At 37.9% G+C, this 20373-nt stretch carries 23 protein-coding genes, 1 pseudogene and 1 riboswitch; of the genes and pseudogenes, 18 read left to right on the top strand and 6 right to left on the bottom strand.

The genetic code is table 11. The annotated features are described in order from the left end of the window. The first annotated feature begins 52 nt into the window (after positions 1–52). The 10 genes from racE to HMPREF2634_RS06680 all read left to right on the top strand — a co-directional run bounded on the left by racE (position 53) and on the right by HMPREF2634_RS06680 (position 6581). Complete coding sequence (gene racE / locus HMPREF2634_RS06635) at positions 53–847, top strand: glutamate racemase (RefSeq protein WP_003023633.1); 795 nt, start codon at positions 53–55, stop codon at positions 845–847. Continuing rightward, positions 844–1830 (top strand): nucleoside-triphosphate diphosphatase, encoded by a 987-nt coding sequence (locus HMPREF2634_RS06640; RefSeq protein WP_003023636.1) that lies wholly within the window; start codon positions 844–846, stop codon positions 1828–1830. Before racE ends, HMPREF2634_RS06640 begins: the two co-directional genes overlap by 4 nt. Beyond that, positions 1806–2327, top strand: a complete 522-nt coding sequence (locus HMPREF2634_RS06645; RefSeq protein ID WP_003023638.1) for a metallophosphoesterase — start codon at positions 1806–1808, stop codon at positions 2325–2327. The genes HMPREF2634_RS06640 and HMPREF2634_RS06645 overlap by 25 nt, the downstream gene beginning before the upstream one ends. After that, the gene (cbpB, locus tag HMPREF2634_RS06650; RefSeq protein ID WP_003023640.1) at positions 2324–2785 is read left to right on the top strand and encodes a cyclic-di-AMP-binding protein CbpB; all 462 of its coding nucleotides are present in this window, start codon (positions 2324–2326) and stop codon (positions 2783–2785) included. The genes HMPREF2634_RS06645 and cbpB overlap by 4 nt, the downstream gene beginning before the upstream one ends. Next, a complete protein-coding gene (gene xerD / locus HMPREF2634_RS06655; RefSeq protein WP_003023642.1) occupies positions 2782–3513 on the top strand; it encodes a site-specific tyrosine recombinase XerD in 732 nt (243 codons plus the stop codon). The genes cbpB and xerD overlap by 4 nt, the downstream gene beginning before the upstream one ends. Next, positions 3513–4223, top strand: coding sequence for a segregation/condensation protein A (locus HMPREF2634_RS06660; RefSeq protein ID WP_021001960.1), 711 nt, complete (start codon positions 3513–3515; stop codon positions 4221–4223). Before xerD ends, HMPREF2634_RS06660 begins: the two co-directional genes overlap by 1 nt. Next, positions 4216–4782, top strand: a complete 567-nt coding sequence (gene scpB / locus HMPREF2634_RS06665; RefSeq protein ID WP_021001959.1) for an SMC-Scp complex subunit ScpB — start codon at positions 4216–4218, stop codon at positions 4780–4782. The genes HMPREF2634_RS06660 and scpB overlap by 8 nt, the downstream gene beginning before the upstream one ends. Further along, positions 4769–5494 carry a pseudouridine synthase gene (locus HMPREF2634_RS06670; protein WP_003023648.1) on the top strand — a complete coding sequence of 242 codons (726 nt, stop codon included), beginning with the start codon at positions 4769–4771 and terminating at the stop codon, positions 5492–5494. The genes scpB and HMPREF2634_RS06670 overlap by 14 nt, the downstream gene beginning before the upstream one ends. Then, complete coding sequence (yidD, locus tag HMPREF2634_RS06675; RefSeq protein ID WP_003031659.1) at positions 5494–5748, top strand: membrane protein insertion efficiency factor YidD; 255 nt, start codon at positions 5494–5496, stop codon at positions 5746–5748. The genes HMPREF2634_RS06670 and yidD overlap by 1 nt, the downstream gene beginning before the upstream one ends. A 347-nt stretch (positions 5749–6095) precedes the next feature. Beyond that, entirely contained in the window at positions 6096–6581 is a 486-nt protein-coding gene (locus HMPREF2634_RS06680) for an acyl-CoA thioesterase (RefSeq protein ID WP_021001958.1), read from the top strand. Between the two features lie 366 nt (positions 6582–6947). On the opposite strand, the pseudogene HMPREF2634_RS06685 reads toward HMPREF2634_RS06680, so the two are convergent. The 3 genes and pseudogenes from HMPREF2634_RS06685 to trkA all read right to left on the bottom strand — a co-directional run bounded on the left by HMPREF2634_RS06685 (position 6948) and on the right by trkA (position 11359). Then, positions 6948–8182, bottom strand: a pseudogene (locus HMPREF2634_RS06685) (aminoacyltransferase). A 384-nt stretch (positions 8183–8566) separates the two neighbouring features. Beyond that, complete coding sequence (locus HMPREF2634_RS06690; protein ID WP_021001956.1) at positions 8567–10006, bottom strand: TrkH family potassium uptake protein; 1440 nt, start codon at positions 10004–10006, stop codon at positions 8567–8569. A 3-nt stretch (positions 10007–10009) separates the two neighbouring features. Continuing rightward, positions 10010–11359 (bottom strand): Trk system potassium transporter TrkA, encoded by a 1350-nt coding sequence (trkA, locus tag HMPREF2634_RS06695; protein WP_021001955.1) that lies wholly within the window; start codon positions 11357–11359, stop codon positions 10010–10012. A 362-nt stretch (positions 11360–11721) separates the two neighbouring features. On the opposite strand from trkA, the gene HMPREF2634_RS06700 reads away from it, so the two are divergent. From HMPREF2634_RS06700 to HMPREF2634_RS06735, 8 genes are all read left to right on the top strand, one after another. Further along, positions 11722–12234 (top strand): tRNA (cytidine(34)-2'-O)-methyltransferase, encoded by a 513-nt coding sequence (locus HMPREF2634_RS06700; RefSeq protein WP_021001954.1) that lies wholly within the window; start codon positions 11722–11724, stop codon positions 12232–12234. Positions 12235–12302: 68 nt separating this feature from the next. Continuing rightward, positions 12303–12527, top strand: a riboswitch (FMN riboswitch). Positions 12528–12675: 148 nt separating this feature from the next. Beyond that, complete coding sequence (locus HMPREF2634_RS06705; protein WP_003023663.1) at positions 12676–13239, top strand: ECF transporter S component; 564 nt, start codon at positions 12676–12678, stop codon at positions 13237–13239. Next, positions 13229–13879: a phosphatase PAP2 family protein gene (locus tag HMPREF2634_RS06710; protein WP_021001951.1), complete on the top strand. Its 651-nt coding sequence runs from the start codon at positions 13229–13231 to the stop codon at positions 13877–13879. The genes HMPREF2634_RS06705 and HMPREF2634_RS06710 overlap by 11 nt, the downstream gene beginning before the upstream one ends. Before the next feature lie 21 nt (positions 13880–13900). Next, entirely contained in the window at positions 13901–14227 is a 327-nt protein-coding gene (locus HMPREF2634_RS06715; protein ID WP_057489784.1) for an MGMT family protein, read from the top strand. 41 nt (positions 14228–14268) lie between these two features. Continuing rightward, positions 14269–15213, top strand: coding sequence for a tRNA modification radical SAM protein MnmL/YtqA (locus HMPREF2634_RS06720; protein ID WP_021001949.1), 945 nt, complete (start codon positions 14269–14271; stop codon positions 15211–15213). Continuing rightward, a complete protein-coding gene (locus HMPREF2634_RS06725; protein WP_021001948.1) occupies positions 15207–15755 on the top strand; it encodes a tRNA 5-(aminomethyl)-2-thiouridylate-methyltransferase MnmM in 549 nt (182 codons plus the stop codon). The genes HMPREF2634_RS06720 and HMPREF2634_RS06725 overlap by 7 nt, the downstream gene beginning before the upstream one ends. A gap of 12 nt (positions 15756–15767) precedes the next feature. Then, complete coding sequence (locus HMPREF2634_RS06730; RefSeq protein ID WP_003023671.1) at positions 15768–16022, top strand: hypothetical protein; 255 nt, start codon at positions 15768–15770, stop codon at positions 16020–16022. Between the two features lie 11 nt (positions 16023–16033). Continuing rightward, entirely contained in the window at positions 16034–18088 is a 2055-nt protein-coding gene (locus HMPREF2634_RS06735) for a cation:proton antiporter (RefSeq protein ID WP_070836416.1), read from the top strand. A gap of 70 nt (positions 18089–18158) precedes the next feature. On the opposite strand, the gene HMPREF2634_RS06740 is transcribed toward HMPREF2634_RS06735, so the two are convergent. The 3 genes from HMPREF2634_RS06740 to HMPREF2634_RS06750 all read right to left on the bottom strand — a co-directional run bounded on the left by HMPREF2634_RS06740 (position 18159) and on the right by HMPREF2634_RS06750 (position 20171). Next, positions 18159–18458 carry a DUF1827 family protein gene (locus tag HMPREF2634_RS06740; protein ID WP_003023675.1) on the bottom strand — a complete coding sequence of 100 codons (300 nt, stop codon included), beginning with the start codon at positions 18456–18458 and terminating at the stop codon, positions 18159–18161. Positions 18459–18521: 63 nt separating this feature from the next. Then, on the bottom strand, positions 18522–18971 hold the full coding sequence (locus HMPREF2634_RS06745; protein ID WP_003023676.1) for an NUDIX hydrolase: 450 nt from the start codon (positions 18969–18971) through the stop codon (positions 18522–18524). A 75-nt stretch (positions 18972–19046) separates the two neighbouring features. Continuing rightward, complete coding sequence (locus HMPREF2634_RS06750) at positions 19047–20171, bottom strand: PTS sugar transporter subunit IIC (protein ID WP_021001946.1); 1125 nt, start codon at positions 20169–20171, stop codon at positions 19047–19049. Positions 20172–20373: the final 202 nt, after the last annotated feature.

A 20373-nucleotide genomic window follows, 5' to 3' on the forward strand; every position in this document is an offset into this window, starting at 1 on the left:
TGAATGGGGATTTGGGCCTTGCACCCAGTCCCTTCTTTAGAAAGAAGAACTTATGGATAATCGACCAATTGGTTTTTTAGACTCAGGCGTGGGCGGTTTGACAGTTGTTCGCGAACTGATGCGGCAGCTTCCACATGAGGAAGTGATTTATATCGGTGATTCTGCACGTGCGCCTTATGGACCAAGACCAGCAGATCAGATTCGCGAATATACATGGCAATTAGTGCAATTTCTCTTAACTAAAAATGTCAAAATGATTGTTCTTGCCTGCAATACAGCTACTGCTGTGGTTTGGGAAGAAATCAAAGAAAAATTGGATATTCCAGTTTTAGGAGTGATTTTACCAGGAGCTAGTGCGGCAATCAAAGCCTCTCAACATGGGAAGATTGGCATTATTGGAACGCCAATGACGATTCAATCAGATATTTATCGGCAAAAAATCGAGCGTCTCTTACCGGAAGTGGAGGTGACAAGTCTTTCTTGTCCCAAATTTGTACCGCTAGTAGAATCTAATGAACTGTCGTCTAGTATTACGAAAAAAGTGGTCTATGAGAGCTTGATGCCTTTAAAAGGCAAGGTGGACACTTTAGTACTAGGCTGTACGCATTATCCTTTACTAAAACCAATCATTCAAAATGTGATGGGACCAACAGTGAAACTGATTGATAGTGGAGCAGAATGCGTGCGGGACATTTCTGTTTTGCTAAATTATTTTGAAATCAATCACAGCAGAGAAGGAGAACTTCCTCAACACCGCTTTTTTACAACAGCAAATGCGAAAAGTTTTGCTGAAATTGCAGAAACGTGGTTAAATAAAGAAATAAATGTGGAGCATGTGACCTTATGAGTAGCAAAATTTATGAGTATAAAGATACCCAAGATTGGTATGTTGGAGAATGGTCTTCTCGTGGCGAAACTTTCCATTTTAAGGATGTTGATTCGGAAGAACTCAGTCGTATGGAGGAAGAGCTCCGTCAATTAGTAGTTGAAGAGCAGTCTTTTTCTGTTGCAGTGATTCAATATAACTCCATGATGTCTTTTGTTCAATTTGTCCTGCAAATGATTAACGAGAACCAAGATTCACAGTTTCAGGCACAATTTCATAAAGGTGCTATTCTAATTACGGAAAAGGGACAGTTAGTTTTAGTGCATTTGCCTAAAAATGGGATTCAGCTGAATGATTTCTTTTCTCAGAAAGACTTGTCAGGTTTGACAGTCGGAGATACGATTTTAGTCGCTACTCGCAATGAAGGAAAAACTGCTGAATTTCGTAAAATATTTGAAAAATTAGGCTACAAAATTGAAAACCTGAATGACTATCCTGATTTGCCAGAGGTAGCAGAAACTGGAATGACTTTTGAAGAGAATGCTCGTTTGAAAGCAGAGACCATTTCTAAGCTGACTGGCAAAATGGTATTGGCGGATGACTCAGGCTTAAAAGTGGATGCACTAGGTGGTCTTCCTGGAGTTTGGTCTGCTCGCTTTGCTGGAAATGATGCAACAGACTTAGAAAACAATGCAAAATTGCTACATGAATTAGCAATGGTTTTCGACTTGAAAGATCGCTCTGCACAGTTTCATACCACTCTGGTAGTGGCAAGTCCTGACAAAGAAAGTCTGGTCGTAGAGGCTGACTGGCCAGGCTATATCAATTTTGAGCCGAAAGGTGAAAATGGATTTGGCTATGATCCTTTATTTTTAGTAGGTGAAACAGGCAAAACATCTGCAGAATTAACAATGGAAGAAAAAAACGCTCAATCACATCGAGCTCAAGCAGTTCAAAAATTAGTGGAGGTATTTCCAACATGGCAAAACAAACCATCATCGTAATGAGTGATTCTCATGGAGATCGTGCTATTGTAGAAGAGATAAAGACCTATTATCTCGGAAAAGTAGATGCTATTTTTCATAATGGTGATTCTGAGCTGCCAAGTGATGACGAAGTGTGGCAAGGAATTTACGTTGTAGCAGGGAACATGGATTTCTATGGTGGCTATCCAGATCGCTTAGTGACAGACTTAAACGGCACCATTATTGCGCAAACTCACGGACATCTTCAACAGGTCAATTTTGGTTTTCAAAAATTGGACCTCTGGGCACAAGAGGTAAATGCAGATATTTGTTTGTATGGGCATTTACATATTCCAGATGCGTGGATGGAAGGAAAAACGCTCTTTTTAAATCCCGGTTCTATCAGCCAACCGCGCGGTGTTATCAATGAGCGACTTTATGCTAAGGTAGAGATTAGTGATGATGCATTTCAAGTGGACTATTATACGCGTCAACACGAACTGTATTCTCGCCTATCAAAGGAGTTTACTCGATGATTGCCAAAGAATTTGAAGATTTTCTCTTACAGCAAGAAGATACTTTTTTAACACCGGCAGAAAACTTAGCTGTCTTGATTGATACTCACAATGCTGATCATGCTATTTTGTTGTTGAGTCAGATGACCTATTCGCGAGTACCCGTTGTGACAGATCAGAAAAAGTTTGTTGGAACTATTTCGCTGACAGATATCTTGTCTTACCAAATGCAGCATGAAATCCCTGATGAGGAATTTATGACAACGGATATTGTTCACATGGCGAAAAAAGATGACCTGACAGTCGGTCCGGATTTTACATTGACAGAAGTGCTGCATAAGTTAGTAGATGAGTCCTTCTTGCCAGTCGTTGATCAGGACAATACATTTCAAGGAATTATTACACGCAAATCTATCCTAAAAGCAGTTAATGCTCTTTTGCATAGTTTTGCGAATGAATACGAGATTCATCCAAAATGAAAGAAGAAATAACAACCTTTTTAGAAGGAAAAAATTTATCTGACAATTCAAAAACAGCTTATTTTTATGATTTGGAGCAATTCGTAGATGTGACCCATGCAAAAATTACAGAGACCAATCTGCGGATTTATCAGGCTTCTATCGCTGACTTTAAACCTTCTGTTCAGAAACGAAAATTATCTGCTGTCAATCAATTTTTGCATTATTTATATAAGCAACGATTGATTTCAGACTTTTATCGTTTGGAGTTGCCAAAAGTGGGAATCCCGAAAGAACACGATGCGGAAATTTTGGATTTGTCTGATTTTTATGCAGATACAAATCAATACAACGGTCGCTTGATTGCGCTTCTCATTTTAGAAATGGGGCTTTTACCAAGCGAAATTTTGCAGTTGAAAGTAGCAGATGTCAATCTGGATTTTCAGATTATTCGCATTGAGAAAGCAGGTCAAAAGCGCATTGTGCCCATTCCAGACCAATTGATTGGAGAATTGGAAACAACTCTGGAAGGAACTTACTTGTTAGAAAAGAATGGAAAAAGCTATTCGCGGCAATGGGGCTTTCGTCAATTAGAGGCTTTTTTGATTGAAAAAAATCAAGCTACTTTATCAGCTCAGAGTTTGCGGGAGCAATATATTTTACGCCAGCGAGAAAAAGGCGTAGAAATATATGAAATTGCGCGCAATTTAGGCTTGAAAACAATGATGACGTTGGAAAAATACAGATAATGGACATAAAAATTAAAGATTTTGAAGGCCCATTGGACTTATTGCTTCATTTGGTGTCAAGATACCAAATGGATATCTATGATGTGCCGATTACAGAGGTCATTGAGCAATATTTGGCTTATGTGGCGACGCTTCAGGCTATGAAGTTAGAAGTGACGGGAGAATACATGGTTATGGCAAGTCAGCTCATGTTGATTAAAAGCCGAAAACTCTTGCCAAAAGTAGCTGATAGCTTAGAAACTGAAGAGGATTTGGAGCAAGATTTGCTTTCTCAAATTGAGGAATATCGGAAATTCAAATTGTTAGGTGAGAAAATGGCAGAGCAGCATGAAGAACGGGCTCTTTATTACTCCAAGCCTAAAATCGAATTGGTATATGGAAATGCTGAGTTACGTCATGACAAAACAACGATTGATTTGTTTCTGGCCTTTTCAAAGTTGATGACACAAAAAAGAGAAGAATTTGCTCAAAACCACACAACCATTGTCAAAGACGAATATAAAATTGAAGACATGATGAATGTAATACGCAATCGTTGCCATCTACAAGAAAAAATTGCTCTTCAAGCGATCTTCTCAGAAACAAAAGATATAAATGAAGTCATTACTCTATTTTTAGCAACATTGGAATTGGTAAAAGTGCAAGAAATTCAAGTGGTGCAGGAAGAAAATTTTGGGAATATTTATCTAATGGGAAAAAGAAATGAGTAAATTAGCAGAGATTGAAGCCTTGCTCTTTGTAGCAGGTGAGGACGGCTTGCGTGTCCGTCAACTGGCAGAACTCCTCTCTCTGCCTCCTACGGGAGTGACACAGAGTTTGGAGAAATTGGCAGAAAAGTATCAAAAAGATGAAGATTCAAGTCTTGCCTTGTTAGAGACGTCGAATACTTATAAAATTGTTACCAAGCAAGATTTTGCTGAATTGTTGCGGGAATATTCAAAAGCCCCTATCAATCAAAGTTTATCAAGAGCTGCCTTGGAAACTTTGTCCATTATTGCTTATAAGCAGCCTATTACGAGAATGGAAGTGGATGAGATTCGTGGGGTCAATTCTAGTGGTGCGATTTCAAAGTTGCAGATATTTGACTTGATTTGTGAAAATGGAAAAAAAGAAGTGCTAGGGCGCCCAAATCTTTATGTGACAACGGATTATTTTTTGGATTATATGGGAATCAATAGCTTAGAAGAATTGCCAATAGTAGAAGAGACAGAGTTAATAGCAGAAGAAAGTCAGCTATTTACTGAAAGGATAGAGGATGAGAATCAATAAATATATTGCCCATGCTGGGATTGCGAGCCGTAGAAAGGCAGAAGAGTTGATAAAACAAGGGCTTGTCACTGTGAATGGACAAGTTGTTCGTGAGTTGGCGACGACGATTAAGTCAGGTGATCGTGTTGAGGTCAGTGGTCAGCCAATTTACAATGAAGAAAAAGTGTACTATCTCTTAAACAAGCCTCGCGGTGTCATTTCTAGCGTGACAGATGACAAAGGTCGTCCAACGGTAGTTGATTTGTTGCCAAATGTCACAGAGAGAATCTATCCAGTTGGTCGACTTGATTGGGATACGTCAGGTGCTTTGATTTTGACAAATGATGGCGATTTTACAGATGAGATGATTCATCCGCGAAATGAAATTGATAAGGTCTATGTAGCTCGTGTCAAGGGGGTGGCTGATAAAGAAGTTCTCCGTCCCTTGACCAAAGGTGTGGAAGTTGATGGCAAAAAAACCAAACCAGCGGTTTACGAAATTCTGAAAGTAGACCCGGTTAAGAATCGTTCGGTTGTTCAGTTGACCATTCATGAAGGACGAAATCACCAAGTGAAAAAGATGTTTGAAGCTGTTGGTTTGCAAGTAGATAAACTTTCTCGTACGCAATTTGGTCATTTGAATTTAACTGGTCTTCGTCCGGGTGAAGCTCGCCGTCTCAATAAAAAAGAGGTCAGCCAGTTACATAACCTAGCTGTGACGAAGAAAAAATGATGAAAAAAATCTTTATCGAACCAGTGCGTTTTTATCAAAAGTTTATCTCGCCAGCCTTTCCACCCTCTTGTCGCTATCAGCCGACTTGCTCAAATTACATGATTCAAGCGATTGAAAAGCACGGTGCTAAAGGTGTCTTAATGGGAATTGCACGTATTTTGCGTTGTCATCCTTGGGCAGAAGGAGGAGATGATCCTGTACCAGATGTTTTTAGTTTGAAGCGCAATTATGCAGAAGACAAAGAAAAAGGTTGAGACGCATCCTCTATAAAGAGGTCAACCAGAGATTCTTTATAAAATACTATAACTTAATAGTACAAATAAGAAAAACGAATAATTTTGACATTCTAACTAACAGAAAATCAAAATTGCTCGTTTTTTATATTTCTTGCTGGCCTTTTGTTGTCGGTTCATTTCATACTCAATGAAAATTGAAAAGTTTTAAAGGCATTCGCTGTGTGAAATCTAACTATCTTTTCTATAAAGTCAGCTTAGACGAACGATTAAAATATCTTGAATCTACTTCGTATTTACTCTTCATTTAAAGACTGATATAATAATCATGAAAGCGCTTGTAAATTTAATTTTAAAAAGGAGAACAAATGGTTTTGGAAACAAGAAATATTGCTATTCAAGATACTTATGGTGAGCGATTCCAGCATTGTTGGGGATGCGGTCCTAAGAATAAGTCAGGCTTGCATTTAAAAACTTATCCTAGTCTAAACGGAACTAGCTGTATTAGCAAGATAACACCAGCTCAACAGTATACCGGTGGTGTTCCAGCTAATCTATTTGGCGGTATGATTGCCATGATTTTTGACTGCCATGGTACCGCTTCAGCAGCCTGGTTTGCTCATCAAAATAAGGGCTTAGATTTCACAGAAGAAACGGTCATTGGACGATTTATCACAGCTCGTTTGGAAATAGATTATAAAAGTCCAACGCCCATTGATGAGGAAATTACGGTCATCTCTCGACTTGAAGAACTAGGTCAAAGAAAAGCTATTGTGGCAATGGAGATGACAGTAGCGGGTCAGGTGCGTGCCAAAGCTAGAATGGTAGCAGTCGCAGTGAAAGATAACATGTAGCATGTTTCGAAGATGAGACTACGCACTAAATTGTTGTTTCATTTAGTTCCTATACGGTAAACTTTAAAATAGTGCAAAAATGCTTTCTCTATAATATAATCAGAGTGAAAAATTATGGAATGTTAATTTGTCTCTAACATTCTTTTTTGTGTTTAAATAGAATCATCATAGCTTATCTGATAAGAAGTAGATAGTAAATCAATCTCAGCGTAGAATGAGTAAGAATTATTGTTGCTTTTTAAGATGAACACAATAAATTACTAATCACAAAGAGCTAACTAGGATTACACACCTAATGAAGATTTTATATTGGTTTGCATGGTTTTTTAAGCAAGTGTGGCAAAACTATGGAAGGTATTTTAGGATTTATCTATTTAAAATTTTTTTAATTATTTGAATAGTTATATGTTTAAACGGGGAAGGATAATATCTAAAAGTTCCCATTTTTCTCAGGACACAACCATTGAAATTTTGTTTAAAACAAAGTACACTGTCAGAACTATCAAAATGACCAGTAATACCCAAAAGGTTGTAACAGGGAATACCTCGCTTGATTGATTCTCGCATTACATAATCTTGCAAAAGAGCGGGTGCGTAGAATTTGTTAAATTCAGGATAGGATCCAGAAAAGAGATAGACCGTTTCTTGGGGAGTGTATACAAAAAGACTGCTAGCTAATATTGTACTTTTGTTTCCATACTTTTTTAATAGTTGGTATGCTTCATTTTTTCGTATTTCAAACGTTTCAAATTGACTAGATAGTTCTCGAAATTGATTCATTTTTTTTCAGAGGAATGGTTGTTTTCTTCAAGATAATCTTGTAGTAATTTAATCTTTTTAGATAATTCATTCTGATTATTTTGTAAATGCTCCAAATAATTTTTGAAATTTATGCTCGCTATAATAAATTCTGCATTGCTTCCAAAGCTATCATAAAATTTTTCATAATAATCTAAAGTCTTATCATTATAGTTGCGACGTTCAGAAGTTGATGAAGTAATCTGCTTAAATTTATAAAGCTCATTACGTTTAAGTTTATGCAGTTCTATACCAAATGTTTTAGCCTTTTTGACTAATGATTTTCCTTGTTTAGTAAAAGATTTTAGTAATGTTTCTTCTATTAAGTCATTTAGGTCTTTTACAAAATGCCAATCACCTTCACCTCCAGGATAGTCCTTTTGTAAGCCATCAAATTGGTAATTCAGGTTGGTGAGCATAGATACAAGTTCCTTCTTTTCAGTACTAATGGGCTCACCTTTACTATTGAAGACTTGATAAATATCATAGGGTTTCACAACCAGCTCTATAGCCTTTAACTTTCTTGCATAGATTTTTAATTCTTCATAAAATTTAGGTAAGAACTCATAATTAGTAACAACAGGTCCTGAATTGATTTCTAAGTATAAACCACCTGCCATTTTTGTACTAAATAATAATGCTGATACTTGTAATTGATTGTTATCAAAGAAGCCAATGAACTCAACATTATATCCTCTTTTTTTCAATAAAATAGACATTTCTACGGATTGAATAAAGGATTTCCGTTTCGTTTTTTGATAATGTTGCTTCAATGCTTCTTTAGTAATTATTTCTAAAGGCATTGTTCTGTACTCCTTAATCATTTGTAGGTTAATAAATAGATCTGGTGAAGCTACAGAATAAAATTATTTCTTATTTGAAAACGTTTTTATTTTGAACCATTTTATCACCCAGAATTTAACCCTGTCAAAATATTTGCTCTTGAATTTTAATATTGTGAGACTGTTGACTTACAAAATCTTGTATTTACAAAAGAATAGACAAACGAAGCCATAGGAAATTCAGGTTTCTTACGGCTTTTATTTATGACTTAGTTGATAAAAGAAAATAAAAAAACAATCCAAAGGAGCATTTCCTCTAGAAAACAAAAGACAAACCTACCAAAATGGTGGTTTGTCTACAGTCTGAGATATTAGTTTTATGACCAGCGATTTTCAGGCGATATGCTATCGTTTGGACCATGTCTGTGGCATAAAGAGCAGGATCATTGGGTAAATCTCTAAACGCCCTGCGATCATAGCAAGAGAGAGTAGGAGTTTGGAAATAGGACCAAAGATGGCAAAGTTATCAGTTGTTCCTAACATTGGCCCAATGTTGTTGAAACAGCTAAGAACAGCACTGACGACTGTCATCAAGTTATTATTGTCCAAACTAACGATGAAAATGAGAAAGATGATAATCATCGTATACAAAACGAGATATTTTAAAATTTTATGCTGAGTGTCTTTGTCAATGACACTATGATTGACGTGCAGAGTCAATACCCGCTTTGGTGAGAGGGTGGACAATACTTGATTTTTAGCAATGCGAACCAGCATTAAGCAACGAACTACCTTTAAACCGCCGGCGGTTGAACCAGCAGAACCCCCTATACACATAAGAATGAGGAGGATGAACTGAGAAAAGAGTGGCCAAGCCGTGGTGTCTCCAAAACCAAAGCCGGTTGTAGTAATAATATTAGAGACTTGAAAAAATGAAATCTCCAAAGTTTGAGAGAGGTCTTGATAGATATGAAAGACATTAAGGCAGATGAAAATCGTTGTAGATGCTACAATAATGAGATAAGTTCGCAATTCTTCATCACCAAAAAAGGTTTTGAATTTTCTTAGTAATAGGAAATAATACAGATCAAAATTCACACCAAAGATGAGCACACCAAAGCTCACTAAATAAGTAATCAATGAGCTGTGATAATGGGCAATTCCGTCATTGTAGACACTAAAGCCTCCTGTTCCCGCTGTTCCCATGGCAATGATAAAACTATCAAATAGAGGCATTCCTGCTAGATAATAAATCACTACAAAAATAGCGAAAAGTGCTAAGTACAGCAAATAGAGAATTTGTGCAGTATCCTTTAATTTAGAGACAACTTTACCAAAAACAGGACCAGGGACTTCAGCTCGCATTACTTCCAAATGGCTATTTTTATTATTTTCCATAATAGCAAGAGCAAAGACTAGTACTCCCATACCTCCGATTAAGTGGGTAAAACTACGCCAAAAGAGTAGGGAATGTGACAAAACAGAGACGTCTGGTAAGATAGAAGCTCCAGTTGTTGTAAAGCCTGAACTGATCTCAAAGAAAGCATCGATGAGATGGGGAATTTGTCCCGAAAAAACAAAAGGAAGAGCCCCGAAGAAGGACCAAAGTATCCAGCATAAAGCGACAATCAGAACCCCTTCCTTGGCATAAATGTGATGATTTTTAGGTTTAAAAGAACTACCTAAAAGTCCGACTGCCAAGAGAATGCCAATTGTAGCGCTAATTGAAAGCAGGTTTTGATTGGGTTCATGATAGATAAATGCTACAATGAGGGGAATCAGTAGCAGCCCTGCTTCAATGATTAACAATTTTGAGAGGAGGAAACGAATCATACTTCTATTCATGGCTTACCTCTCTAACAAATCATATATTTGCGTGATATTTTGGATTGGTGTCGTGACGATGATTTGGTCGCCTATTTGAATGTGGTCTTCCCCCGTTGGGAAAATAGGTTTTCCATTTCGGATAATGGCAGCAATCAAGACACCTTTTTTCAGTTTGAGGCTGGAAAGTGGTCTTCCAGTCATTTTATTTTCTTCCTTTATTTGAAATTGCAGAGTTTCAAGTTGTCCATTGGCAAGATGGTGCATGGCTTGTAAATCAGAATATTGAGCATTCACACGTCCGCGGACAAAGTGCATAATCGTGTCAACAGCGATTCTCTTTGGTGTTACAATGCTTGAAAATTCCTGACTGTCAATGATTTCAAGCAAGCTAGTTCGATTGACTTTCGTGATATTTTTTTGCACGCCCATGCTTTCAAGGAACATGGATGAAATGATATTTTCCTCATCGACACCAGTCAAAGTGGCAACAGCATCATAGTGTTGAGCACTTTCTTCTAGCAGAATGTCTTTTGCAGTACCGTCACCTTGAACAATATGCAAATGTGGAAATTCTTGGCTAAACCATTCAGCATGCTTTGGATTGATTTCAATCACTTTTAGTTTGATTTTGCTATTTTTTAAAATATTAAGTAGATAGTAGGCGATTTTTCCTGCACCAATGAGCATCAAACTTTTAATGACTTTGGGTCGCACGAAATTATGGAAAAGAATGACATCTACCCGATTTCCGGTGACATAGATAATATCATTCTGCAAAATGGTAATTTCACCGTCTGGAATGAGCAATTGTCCATTGCGGTTAATGGCACAAATCAAGACATTGCCAAATTTTTTGCGAAATTGAGACATGGTCATCTGACAGAGGTCACTATTTTGCTTAACTTTAAATTCCATTAAGCTGACGCGTCCATTGGCAAATCGCTCAACAGAGAGCGCATTTGGAAATTCAATGATATTTGCAATATAGCGTGCTGCTAGCAATTCAGGATTGACTATGAGAGAGAAACCAAGGATATTTTTTTCTTTAAAATAAGAATTTGAATACTCTGGGTTGCGCACTCGGACAATTGTTTCTTTTGCTCTCATTCTTTTTGCCAACACAGCTGATACCATATTGACTTCGTCATGCTCTGTCATGGCAATGAAAATATCGCAATGCTCTACATCAGCTTGTTCTAAAATTTTAAAATTGGCACCGTTACCAACAATGCCCATAATATCATAACGCTTGGTGATGCGATTCAGTACGGCTTCGTTTTGCTCAATGAGAATCACATCATGTTTTTCAGCCACAAGTGAACGACAAAGTGCAGAGCCTACTTTACCGCCACCAACGACAATAATTTTCATGTTATACCTCCCAAGTATACCCCTCTATCATACCCTTTTTTTACAAAAATTTCATCGTTTTGAAGAAAGAAAAAGAGATATTTTATTCAAAAGAGTCCAGTAATTGAAAATAAAAAGATAAAACTTGAAAATTCGTCATAAAAATCTAGAAAATATGAAAAAATAAAGCTTTTTTTGTTGACATGTGCTAAGAAAGTGATATACTAAGAAAGTACCCTCATTGATTTACCTCAAACCTGTTGTGATGTAAGTTAATGAGCCTTAAACCACGCTGTCTGCTGAGCTTGACTCCGGGCAGTGTGGCTATTTTTTTGCTTGATAGCAATTACAGTTCACTAAGATAGATGAGAAGGCTATAACATATGACAACATTTCAAAACCACATTGTTCTTTTTGAACCGCAAATCCCACAGAATACGGGTAATATTGCTCGGACTTGCGCAGCAACGAATTCGCCTCTTCATATCATTTTACCAATGGGATTTCCGATTGATGACCGTAAGATGAAACGAGCTGGCTTGGATTATTGGGATAAGCTGGACATTACTTATTATGACAATTTAGAAGAATTCATGAGTAAAATGGACGGACAATTGTATTTGATTTCTAAGTTTGCGGAGAAGGTTTATGCGGAAGAAAATTTTGCAACTGCTGGAAATCACTATTTCATGTTTGGGCGTGAGGATAAGGGCTTGCCAGAAGATTTTATGCGTGCTCATTCTGAAAAAGCCTTGCGGATTCCGATGAATGATGAACATGTCAGAAGTCTGAATTTGTCAAATACAGTCTGTATGCTGGTGTATGAAGCCCTGCGGCAACAGAATTTTGCAGGTTTGGAGCTAGTACATCACTATGCACATGACAAATTAAAATAGGATTTCTTAAAAGAATGGACGACATCGGATAAAATGCTTGCTCTAGCAGGCTTTTTTTGTTATGATTAAAGGGTCTTCAGGGCAGGGTGAAATTCCCGACCGGCGGTAATTTGCAGCCGTTGACAATCTTTTGTTTTTATATAGCGTTGTAGTTTCTTTGTGTACCTTTGAAACGCCACTTCATTTAAAAACAAAATCTTTGCCAACTGGATAGCTGTTTTAAGTCCGCGAGCGTAAGCTGATGTGGTGCAATTCCACAACCGACAGTATAGTCTGGATGGGAGAAGACGAAAGGCAATGAAGAAGGTCTAAAAGTACAGCTTTTAAATTTTATTTAAGGAGATTTTCTTATACTATTTCAAAGGTTCCGTTGATTTAGAGAAATCGTTCTTCAGCAAGCCTTCCAGCTTCTCTAATTTTTATAAATTGGAGGAACCTGTTATGACACATACACGCAAAATGGCTGTTGTTGCTATTCTTTCAGCAATTTCATTTTTGCTGATGTTCTTTGATTTCCCGATTTTACCGGGGGCTAGCTTTTTAAAGCTAGATTTCAGTATTTTACCAATCTTACTGGGATTAGTGGTGCTGGATTTAGGTGGTGCTTTGAGCATTTTATTGGTTCGTTCGGTGCTCAAACTGCTGCTGAACAATCAAGGCGTCAATACTTATATTGGCTTGCCGATGAATATCATTGCGGTTGCTGTTTTCGTAATTGCTTTTGCTTTGATTTGGAAAAAAGAGCAGACAACCGTTCGTTTTCTAATCGCTTCTGTGGTGGGGACGCTCGGATTGACCTTGGCAATGCTGATTCTCAACTATGCCTATGCTATTCCACTCTATGCAACATTTGCTAATTTTGATATTTCAAAGATTCTGGGCGTGGCAAACTATCTATTTGCAATGGTCATTCCATTTAATCTATTAGAAGGTGTGGTTTTTGCAGTTGCCTTCTGGCTGATTTATCTGCTTTTGAAACCAATTTTAATCAAGTATGAAAAATAAACAAACGTTTTTAACCAAGGGCTCTTTTGCCCTTTTACTTTTTGTGATTTTAGGATATGTTGTCAAGTTTCATCCTAATTATTTAAAAGGCTTTGATTGGCCAATTCAGACAATTTTGCGTGGGGATTTACCAGATTCTTTGACATTTTTCTTTTCTAACGTGACAAGTCTAATCAACATACCCGTTATTATAACTTGGGTTGTAGTTTTAGTTGGTCTTTTCCTTTATAAAAAATGGTGGAGTGAGGCGATTCTTTTGGCTGGAAATCTTGCTTTGACGGGAATTTTAGTGGCTCTTTTGAAAAATGTCTATCAACGTCCTCGTCCTGCTATTCAACATTTGGTAGAAGAAGGTGGATTTTCTTTTCCGAGTGGACATGCCTTGGCTTCGACGTTAGTTGTTGGGGCGTTAGTGATTATTGTGAGCCAGCGCGTGAAAAATCGTCATCTCAGACATTTGCTGCAAGTGTTACTCATGGTATTCATTCTTACAATCATGACATCTCGCGTTTATCTAGGAGTTCATTATCCAACAGATGTTTTAGGAAGTCTTTTCTTAGGTTTAGGGATGTTGCATATTGAATTTCCATACTATGATAAGATGCGCTTCCAATGGCGTTTTAGAAGAAAACAAAATTAGGTTGTCACAAGGGAAATGCTGATGAATAAAGTATTGAATGAAAAATTAATAAATCAAATTTTATCAGTTGTAGCCTGCATTCCTGTAGGAAAAGTGGCTACTTATGGACAAATTACGCATTTGATAGGGCGAGAAAGAAATGCTCGTTTAGTAGGTCGCGTCCTGTCTCAAGCAGAACTTTATGGAAAATTTCCTTGCCACCGTGTGGTCAATGCAGCAGGACGCTTAGCGCCAGCGTGGGAGGAGCAGAGACATCTCCTTTGGGCCGAAGGAGTGACTTTTAAAACGAATGGCTGTGTGGATTTAAAAAAACACCAATGGAGGCCAACGGATATTAGTAAAGTGTAAATGGAACTCCGAGCGCGAGTTCTGTTTTATTTTGTGGTACAATGAAAGTTATGAAACCTTATAATTCTTTGAATGCTTATTATCGAAAACTATTTGGAGAGAAGACTTTTAAAGTTCCGATTGATGCGGGATTTGATTGTCCCAATCGAGATGGAACGGTTGCTCATGGTGGCTGTACTTTTTGTACGGTGTCAGGTTCTGGTGATGCGATTGTAGCTCCTGAAGCACCGATTCGTGAACAATTTTATAAAGAAATTGCCTTCATGCATCGAAAGTGGCCTGAAGTCAAAAAATATCTAGTTTATTTTCAAAATTTCACCAATACCCACGATAAGGTAGAAGTTATTCGTGAGCGTTATGAACAGGCCATCAATGAGCCAGGGGTTGTAGGTATCAATATCGGTACCAGACCAGATTGCCTGCCTGATGAGACGATTGCCTATCTAGCAGAATTATCTGAACGTATGCATGTGACGGTAGAGTTGGGCCTGCAGACGACTTATGAAACTACTTCGCAATTGATTAACCGCGCACATTCATATGAATTATACGTTGAAACGGTTCAACGGCTGCGGAAATTTCCAAAAATCGAGATAGTTTCCCACTTAATCAATGGTTTGCCTGGTGAAAGCCATGAGATGATGATAGAAAATGTTCGCCGCTGTGTGACAGACAATGATATTCAGGGGATTAAATTACATCTTTTGCATTTAATGACTAACACACGGATGCAACGAGATTATCATGAAGGACGCTTGCAGTTGCTTAGCCAAGATGAGTATGTTGCTATTATCTGTGATCAATTAGAAATAATCCCTGAACATATCGTCATTCATCGAATTACAGGAGATGCGCCACGGGACATGCTCATTGGACCCATGTGGAGTCTCAAAAAGTGGGAAGTGCTAAATGCGATTGAGCAAGAAATGAAACGTCGTGGTAGCGTGCAAGGTTGTAGGGCAAAGGAGCAAAGATATACATGTTGAGACCGTTGGAGATGGCACATGCCTTTTTATCAGAAATCATAACCAAAGAAGATATAGTCGTAGATGCTACTATGGGAAATGGATATGATACTCTTTTCTTGGCACAATTAGCTAAAAAAGTCTATGCTTTTGATATTCAAGAACAAGCTATTAAGCAAACCGCTAAGCGCTTGGCAGAAGCTAAAGTAGACAATGTTGAATTGCTTTTAACAGGTCACGAAAATGTGGATCAATACATTGCAACTATTAAAGCAGCTATTTTTAATTTAGGCTATCTGCCGTCAGCAGATAAGTCAGTAATTACCCAGCCACATACAACTATACAGGCCTTGGAAAAATTATGTCAGCGTTTAGAAGCTGGCGGTCGGATTGCGGTCATGATTTACTATGGGCATACAGGTGGCGAAATAGAGCGGGATGCGGTTTTAGACTTTGTTAGTCAATTGCCGCAGCAGGAATTTACTGTTGCCCTTTATAAAACAATCAACCAAATCAATCAGCCCCCCTTTTTAGTGATGATTGAGAAATTGAAAATGACCTAAGTGGAGAGAAAAATGGATAAGCAATATCTACATGAAAAATTGAACTGCTTGCGCAGTCAATATTTAGATTCAACCAATGGAGAAATTTTAGCAAAGCAAGTAAATGATGCGCAGATGAGCAAAAAAATGCTTCGGATTAAGAAAAAATTAGTCAATCTTGAAATGGAGCGCTGCCAAAAAATGATTGAGCATCGCGATTTATCGAAAATAGAGCAAAAGATCTCCGAGCAGAAGATGCTTTTTGAAAAATGTTGTAAACAAAAATAAAGGAGGAAAAGGTGGACTTACTCCTTTATATTATTATCTTTTTATCTGTTCTGATTGTTTCAAATGCCACCAACAAGCTATTTCCAAGCTTGCCAACGCCACTCATACAAATTCTATTAGGGATTGGCTTGGGATTTTTCATTCCAGTTGGAACGTTTCATTTAGAGACGGAGCTGTTTCTAGCTTTAATCATTGGACCGCTACTGTTTCGAGAAGCAGAAGAAAGCGATATTACCAGTATTCTTAAGCATTGGAAGATTGTTATTTATCTGATTTTTCCAGTTATTTTTCTATCAACTTTTAGTCTTGGCTTTTTGTCACATTGGCTATGGGTGTCCCTTCCTCTTGCAGCTTGTATCGCAGTTGGAGCCGCCTTGGGTCCGACTGATTTAGTGGCTTTTGCGTCCTTATCTGAGCGCTTTACCTTTCCAAGACGTGTAGAAAATATTTTGAAAGGGGAGGGCTTGCTAAATGATGCGAGTGGTTTAGTTGCCTTTCAATTTGCCCTGACGGCTTGGACAACAGGGAAATTTTCAGCTCAGGAAGCCAGCACCTCACTTATCCTTTCAATCATTGGCGGTTTTATTGTGGGTGGTCTAACTGCTTTTTTAAATCGTCAGTTGCAAAAGCTGCTGTATACGGTGCGAGCCTCAGACACAGCAGGAGAGTTGTTGTTAGAATTAAGTTTACCGTTGCTGACATTCTTTTTGGCCGAAGAACTCCATGTATCAGGAATTATTGCAGTGGTTGTGGCAGGGATTTTTAAGGCTAGTCGTTTTAAAAGGATTACTTTATTAGAAGCTCAAGTTGATACCGTGACAGATACGATTTGGAAAACTGTCACATTTATGCTGAATGGAGCGGTCTTTGTCATTTTAGGAATTGAGTTAGAAACGATAGCTGAACCCATTTTGAAAAGTCCGATTTATGATAATCTTCGACTCCTTCTGACAATTCTTTTACTGACGATTGTGCTATTTGCCATTCGTTTTGTCATGATTTATGGCTTTTATTTCTGGAGAAGTCTGCGTTTGAAAAAGAGAATGTCGAAATATTGGAGAGACATTGCTCTGTTAACTTTTTCAGGCGTGAAAGGAACGGTGTCTATTGCGACCATTCTCTTGATTCCAACAGCGTTAGAACAAAAGTATCCTCTCTTGCTTTTCTTGGTGGCTGGGGTTACGTTGCTTAGTTTTTTGACAGGGCTTGTAATATTACCTCGTTTATCAGAAAACAAAGAAGAATCATCCGACTACCTCATGCATATTGCTATTTTAAATGATGTTGTCCAAGAATTGGAAGAAGATTTGAAACATACCAAAGTTAAGGCTCCGCTTTACGCGGCTATTGATAATTATCATGGACGAATCGAGCATCTTATCCTAGAGCAGGAAGGAAAATCTGTTCAAAAAGATTTGACAGATTTGCAATTGCTGATGCTGAGTATTGAAAGTGACGGCTTGGAACAAGCCTACGAAGAAAGAAAAATAAGCAACCGTGCCTATTCCATTTACCAACGTTATTTATGGAATATGGAGCAAAGAATCAACCGCAACCTTGCTTCGCGCTTCACTTATTTTTTGATCAGCTTTTGCAGAATGACTCGCTTATTGCTGCATGAGATTGTTACATTTGGCTCTACTTTCCGTAATTGGCTCAATCAAGATAGAGCAAAGCCTAGTAAGACTGAAAGAGAAGAGATTGCCGAACTGTATCTAGCCAATACAGAAGTAATTATCGGGAGTTTAGAAAATCTGAAGGGTGTTTATAATACTGCGCTTATCAATTTCTTGCAAGATTCGCGCATTCGTGAGACAGCAATTATTGAAAGCAGTGCTTTTATTGAACGGGTTATCACGCGTATCAAACCGAATAATATCAAGGAAATGCTACGAGGCTATTATTTGGAGCGGAAGATTATTTTTGAATATGAACACGAAAAGCTGATTTCAGCTAGTTATGCAAAATTTCTCCGTCAAAATGTCAATAATTTAGAAAATTATTCTCTCAAAGAAACCGCCAATACATTACCATACGACATGATGAACTATGTCAGACAGAAATAAAACGGGAGTGGATTGAGCACCTAGTTGCGAATTCACTCTTTTTTAAACAAAAAAATAAGCCTTGACAGGCTTATTTAGTTGGGATGGATATTTCAATGAGGTTTGTTGAATAGAGTGTCTTAATTCGAGAAGCATCAATCGATTTTGTATCAATTTTTCGTTTCAAAAAAAATTCTCGAATTTTTTCAACTTCTTGTTCGCGAATGGCGCGGTGTTTATTTGAAATCAGAATTTCATAATGAAAAGGTGCTTGCGTAAAGACGACGTCTGTATTTCCAGCGGAAAAAGTCTCAACTAGTGTAGCATCTGTACTTTCTAATTGACTTTGTACAAGGCGTGCATGGCTGTTTGTCGTGTTAATAAGCTTCATCTGACTTCCTCCTATATTCTATTCCTATTATAGCACTTTTTCATAAAAAATGTGAACAATTTCTCATACTTTATGATTCTTTTTCCACATTTCAATTCCCCATTTATGACTGCCACGTTTTAGTTTGGAAATAGCTTCTTCGATTGGAAACCAGGCGAGCTGATTAAAATCTTCTAAAGGTGCCTGCGATTGCTCATACTGGCTTACTTCATAAATGTAAGCAGGGTTATAAAAATAGGTATCGCGGTGGCGAGAATAAAAATATTCATCTGCTTGTCCGTAATATTGACCGATTTGAGCAGTAAAACCAAGCTCTTCAATCAGTTCACGTTTTAAAGCAGTCAAGCGATCTTCGTCTTGCTCAATCTCGCCTCCGGGCAAGAACCAAGCACCGTTGGGGGCTTGCACTAAAATTATCTTTTCTTGCTTTTCATCTGGAATAACTGCATAAACGCCATAGCGATTCACATATTGAACACCTTCTTGCTTTTCTCCAAAAGTTGCGACTGTCATATTGTTTCCACTCTTTCTTATATGCTACTAATATCATAATGCAGAAATCAAGTGCTGTCAAGACTTTCAAGCATTTTAAGGTTCAAATTTGAAAATATCTGCTGTGTATAAATTGAGCACTTTTTCAAAGAGAAGACGGAAAAGAATGGCAACGACTGTTGGGATGACAAGCCAAGCTAAGATTGCCAGTCCCATGGAAAGTCCGCCTGTAACAGAAGCGAAGAGTCCTGTCAGACCAACGAGTCCAAAACCTGCTGATGCAGGCGTCCCTATAATGGTGAAGAGGGGAACCAATAGTCCAGTTACAGCAGAAGTTGCAATGATAGGAACATAAGAGATTGGATGTTCAAAGACATTGGTCATCATCATTTTCATTGAACCAAGGGCGACAGCAGCAGTTACACCAGGTTTATTGACGAAGAATGAATGAACAACAAGGACGATACAAGTTGTTCCGACTCCCATAGCAGAAGCACCAGCAGCAAGTCCATTTAGTCCAATGGCAAGACCGATTGCAACAGTTGAGATTGGAGCCACGATTAAGATAGCAAAAGTAACACAGATGAGAACACTCATTAAGTAAGGCTGAAGATCCGTAAAGTAGATGATTCCTTGCCCAATTAAGCTAGAAATCATTTTGACATAAGGAAGTGTGAATAACCCCACAGTCGCAAGAAGCGATCCAACGATTGGCAGAAGAACAAAATTAAAAGATTCAAATTTTCCTTCTAGCCAGAGCAATACGAGGACGCTGAGGGCACAAATTAGCATGACATTGATAATGTCCCCTGTACCGGTCGTGTAGAATCCAGTAACCATTTTGTTTGCAGTTGCCGTAATTTCAGCAGAGGCTTTTTGCTTTTGGAGATATCCTAATAACTCCGTTGCTCCAGCTAGTTTGCTAGAAGTACCAGAACTAACAAAAGCAATGGCTGCCAGAAGCGCAGCTTTCATTCCTTTGAAATTAAATTCCAAGGCAACCAGCGTTCCAATTACGGCAGATAAAGTGGCTTGGAAAAGAACGTTAGCCACATTCCAAGTAGCAAAGAAAGCGTTATTTTTGAAAAAGTCTAAAGAGAAAATAATGGCAAAGATACAGTTAGGCAGCAAGGCTACGATAACACCAATTGCGGTGCCGTTTAGAACTTTATGCAAAAATGATTTAGGGGTAAGTGATGCGGTTGTGTTTTCTTTTGTCATAAAAAACTCCTTTATTTTTGAAAAATAAAATCCGCCCTATCCCAAATGAGAATAAGGCGGAGTCATGTAAAAATGGAGATGATTATCCCATTTTAAAACGGTAGCTACGCCTTGATAAGATACTATAAATAATGATAATAATATCTATAATCAACATAACGTAACTCCTTTTTTATTTTTCTTGTTGTCTATTATAACATCT

Origin of the sequence: Streptococcus sp. HMSC034B03 (assembly GCF_001838575.1) — a bacterium.
Classification (GTDB): Bacteria; Bacillota; Bacilli; order Lactobacillales; family Streptococcaceae; genus Streptococcus; species Streptococcus anginosus.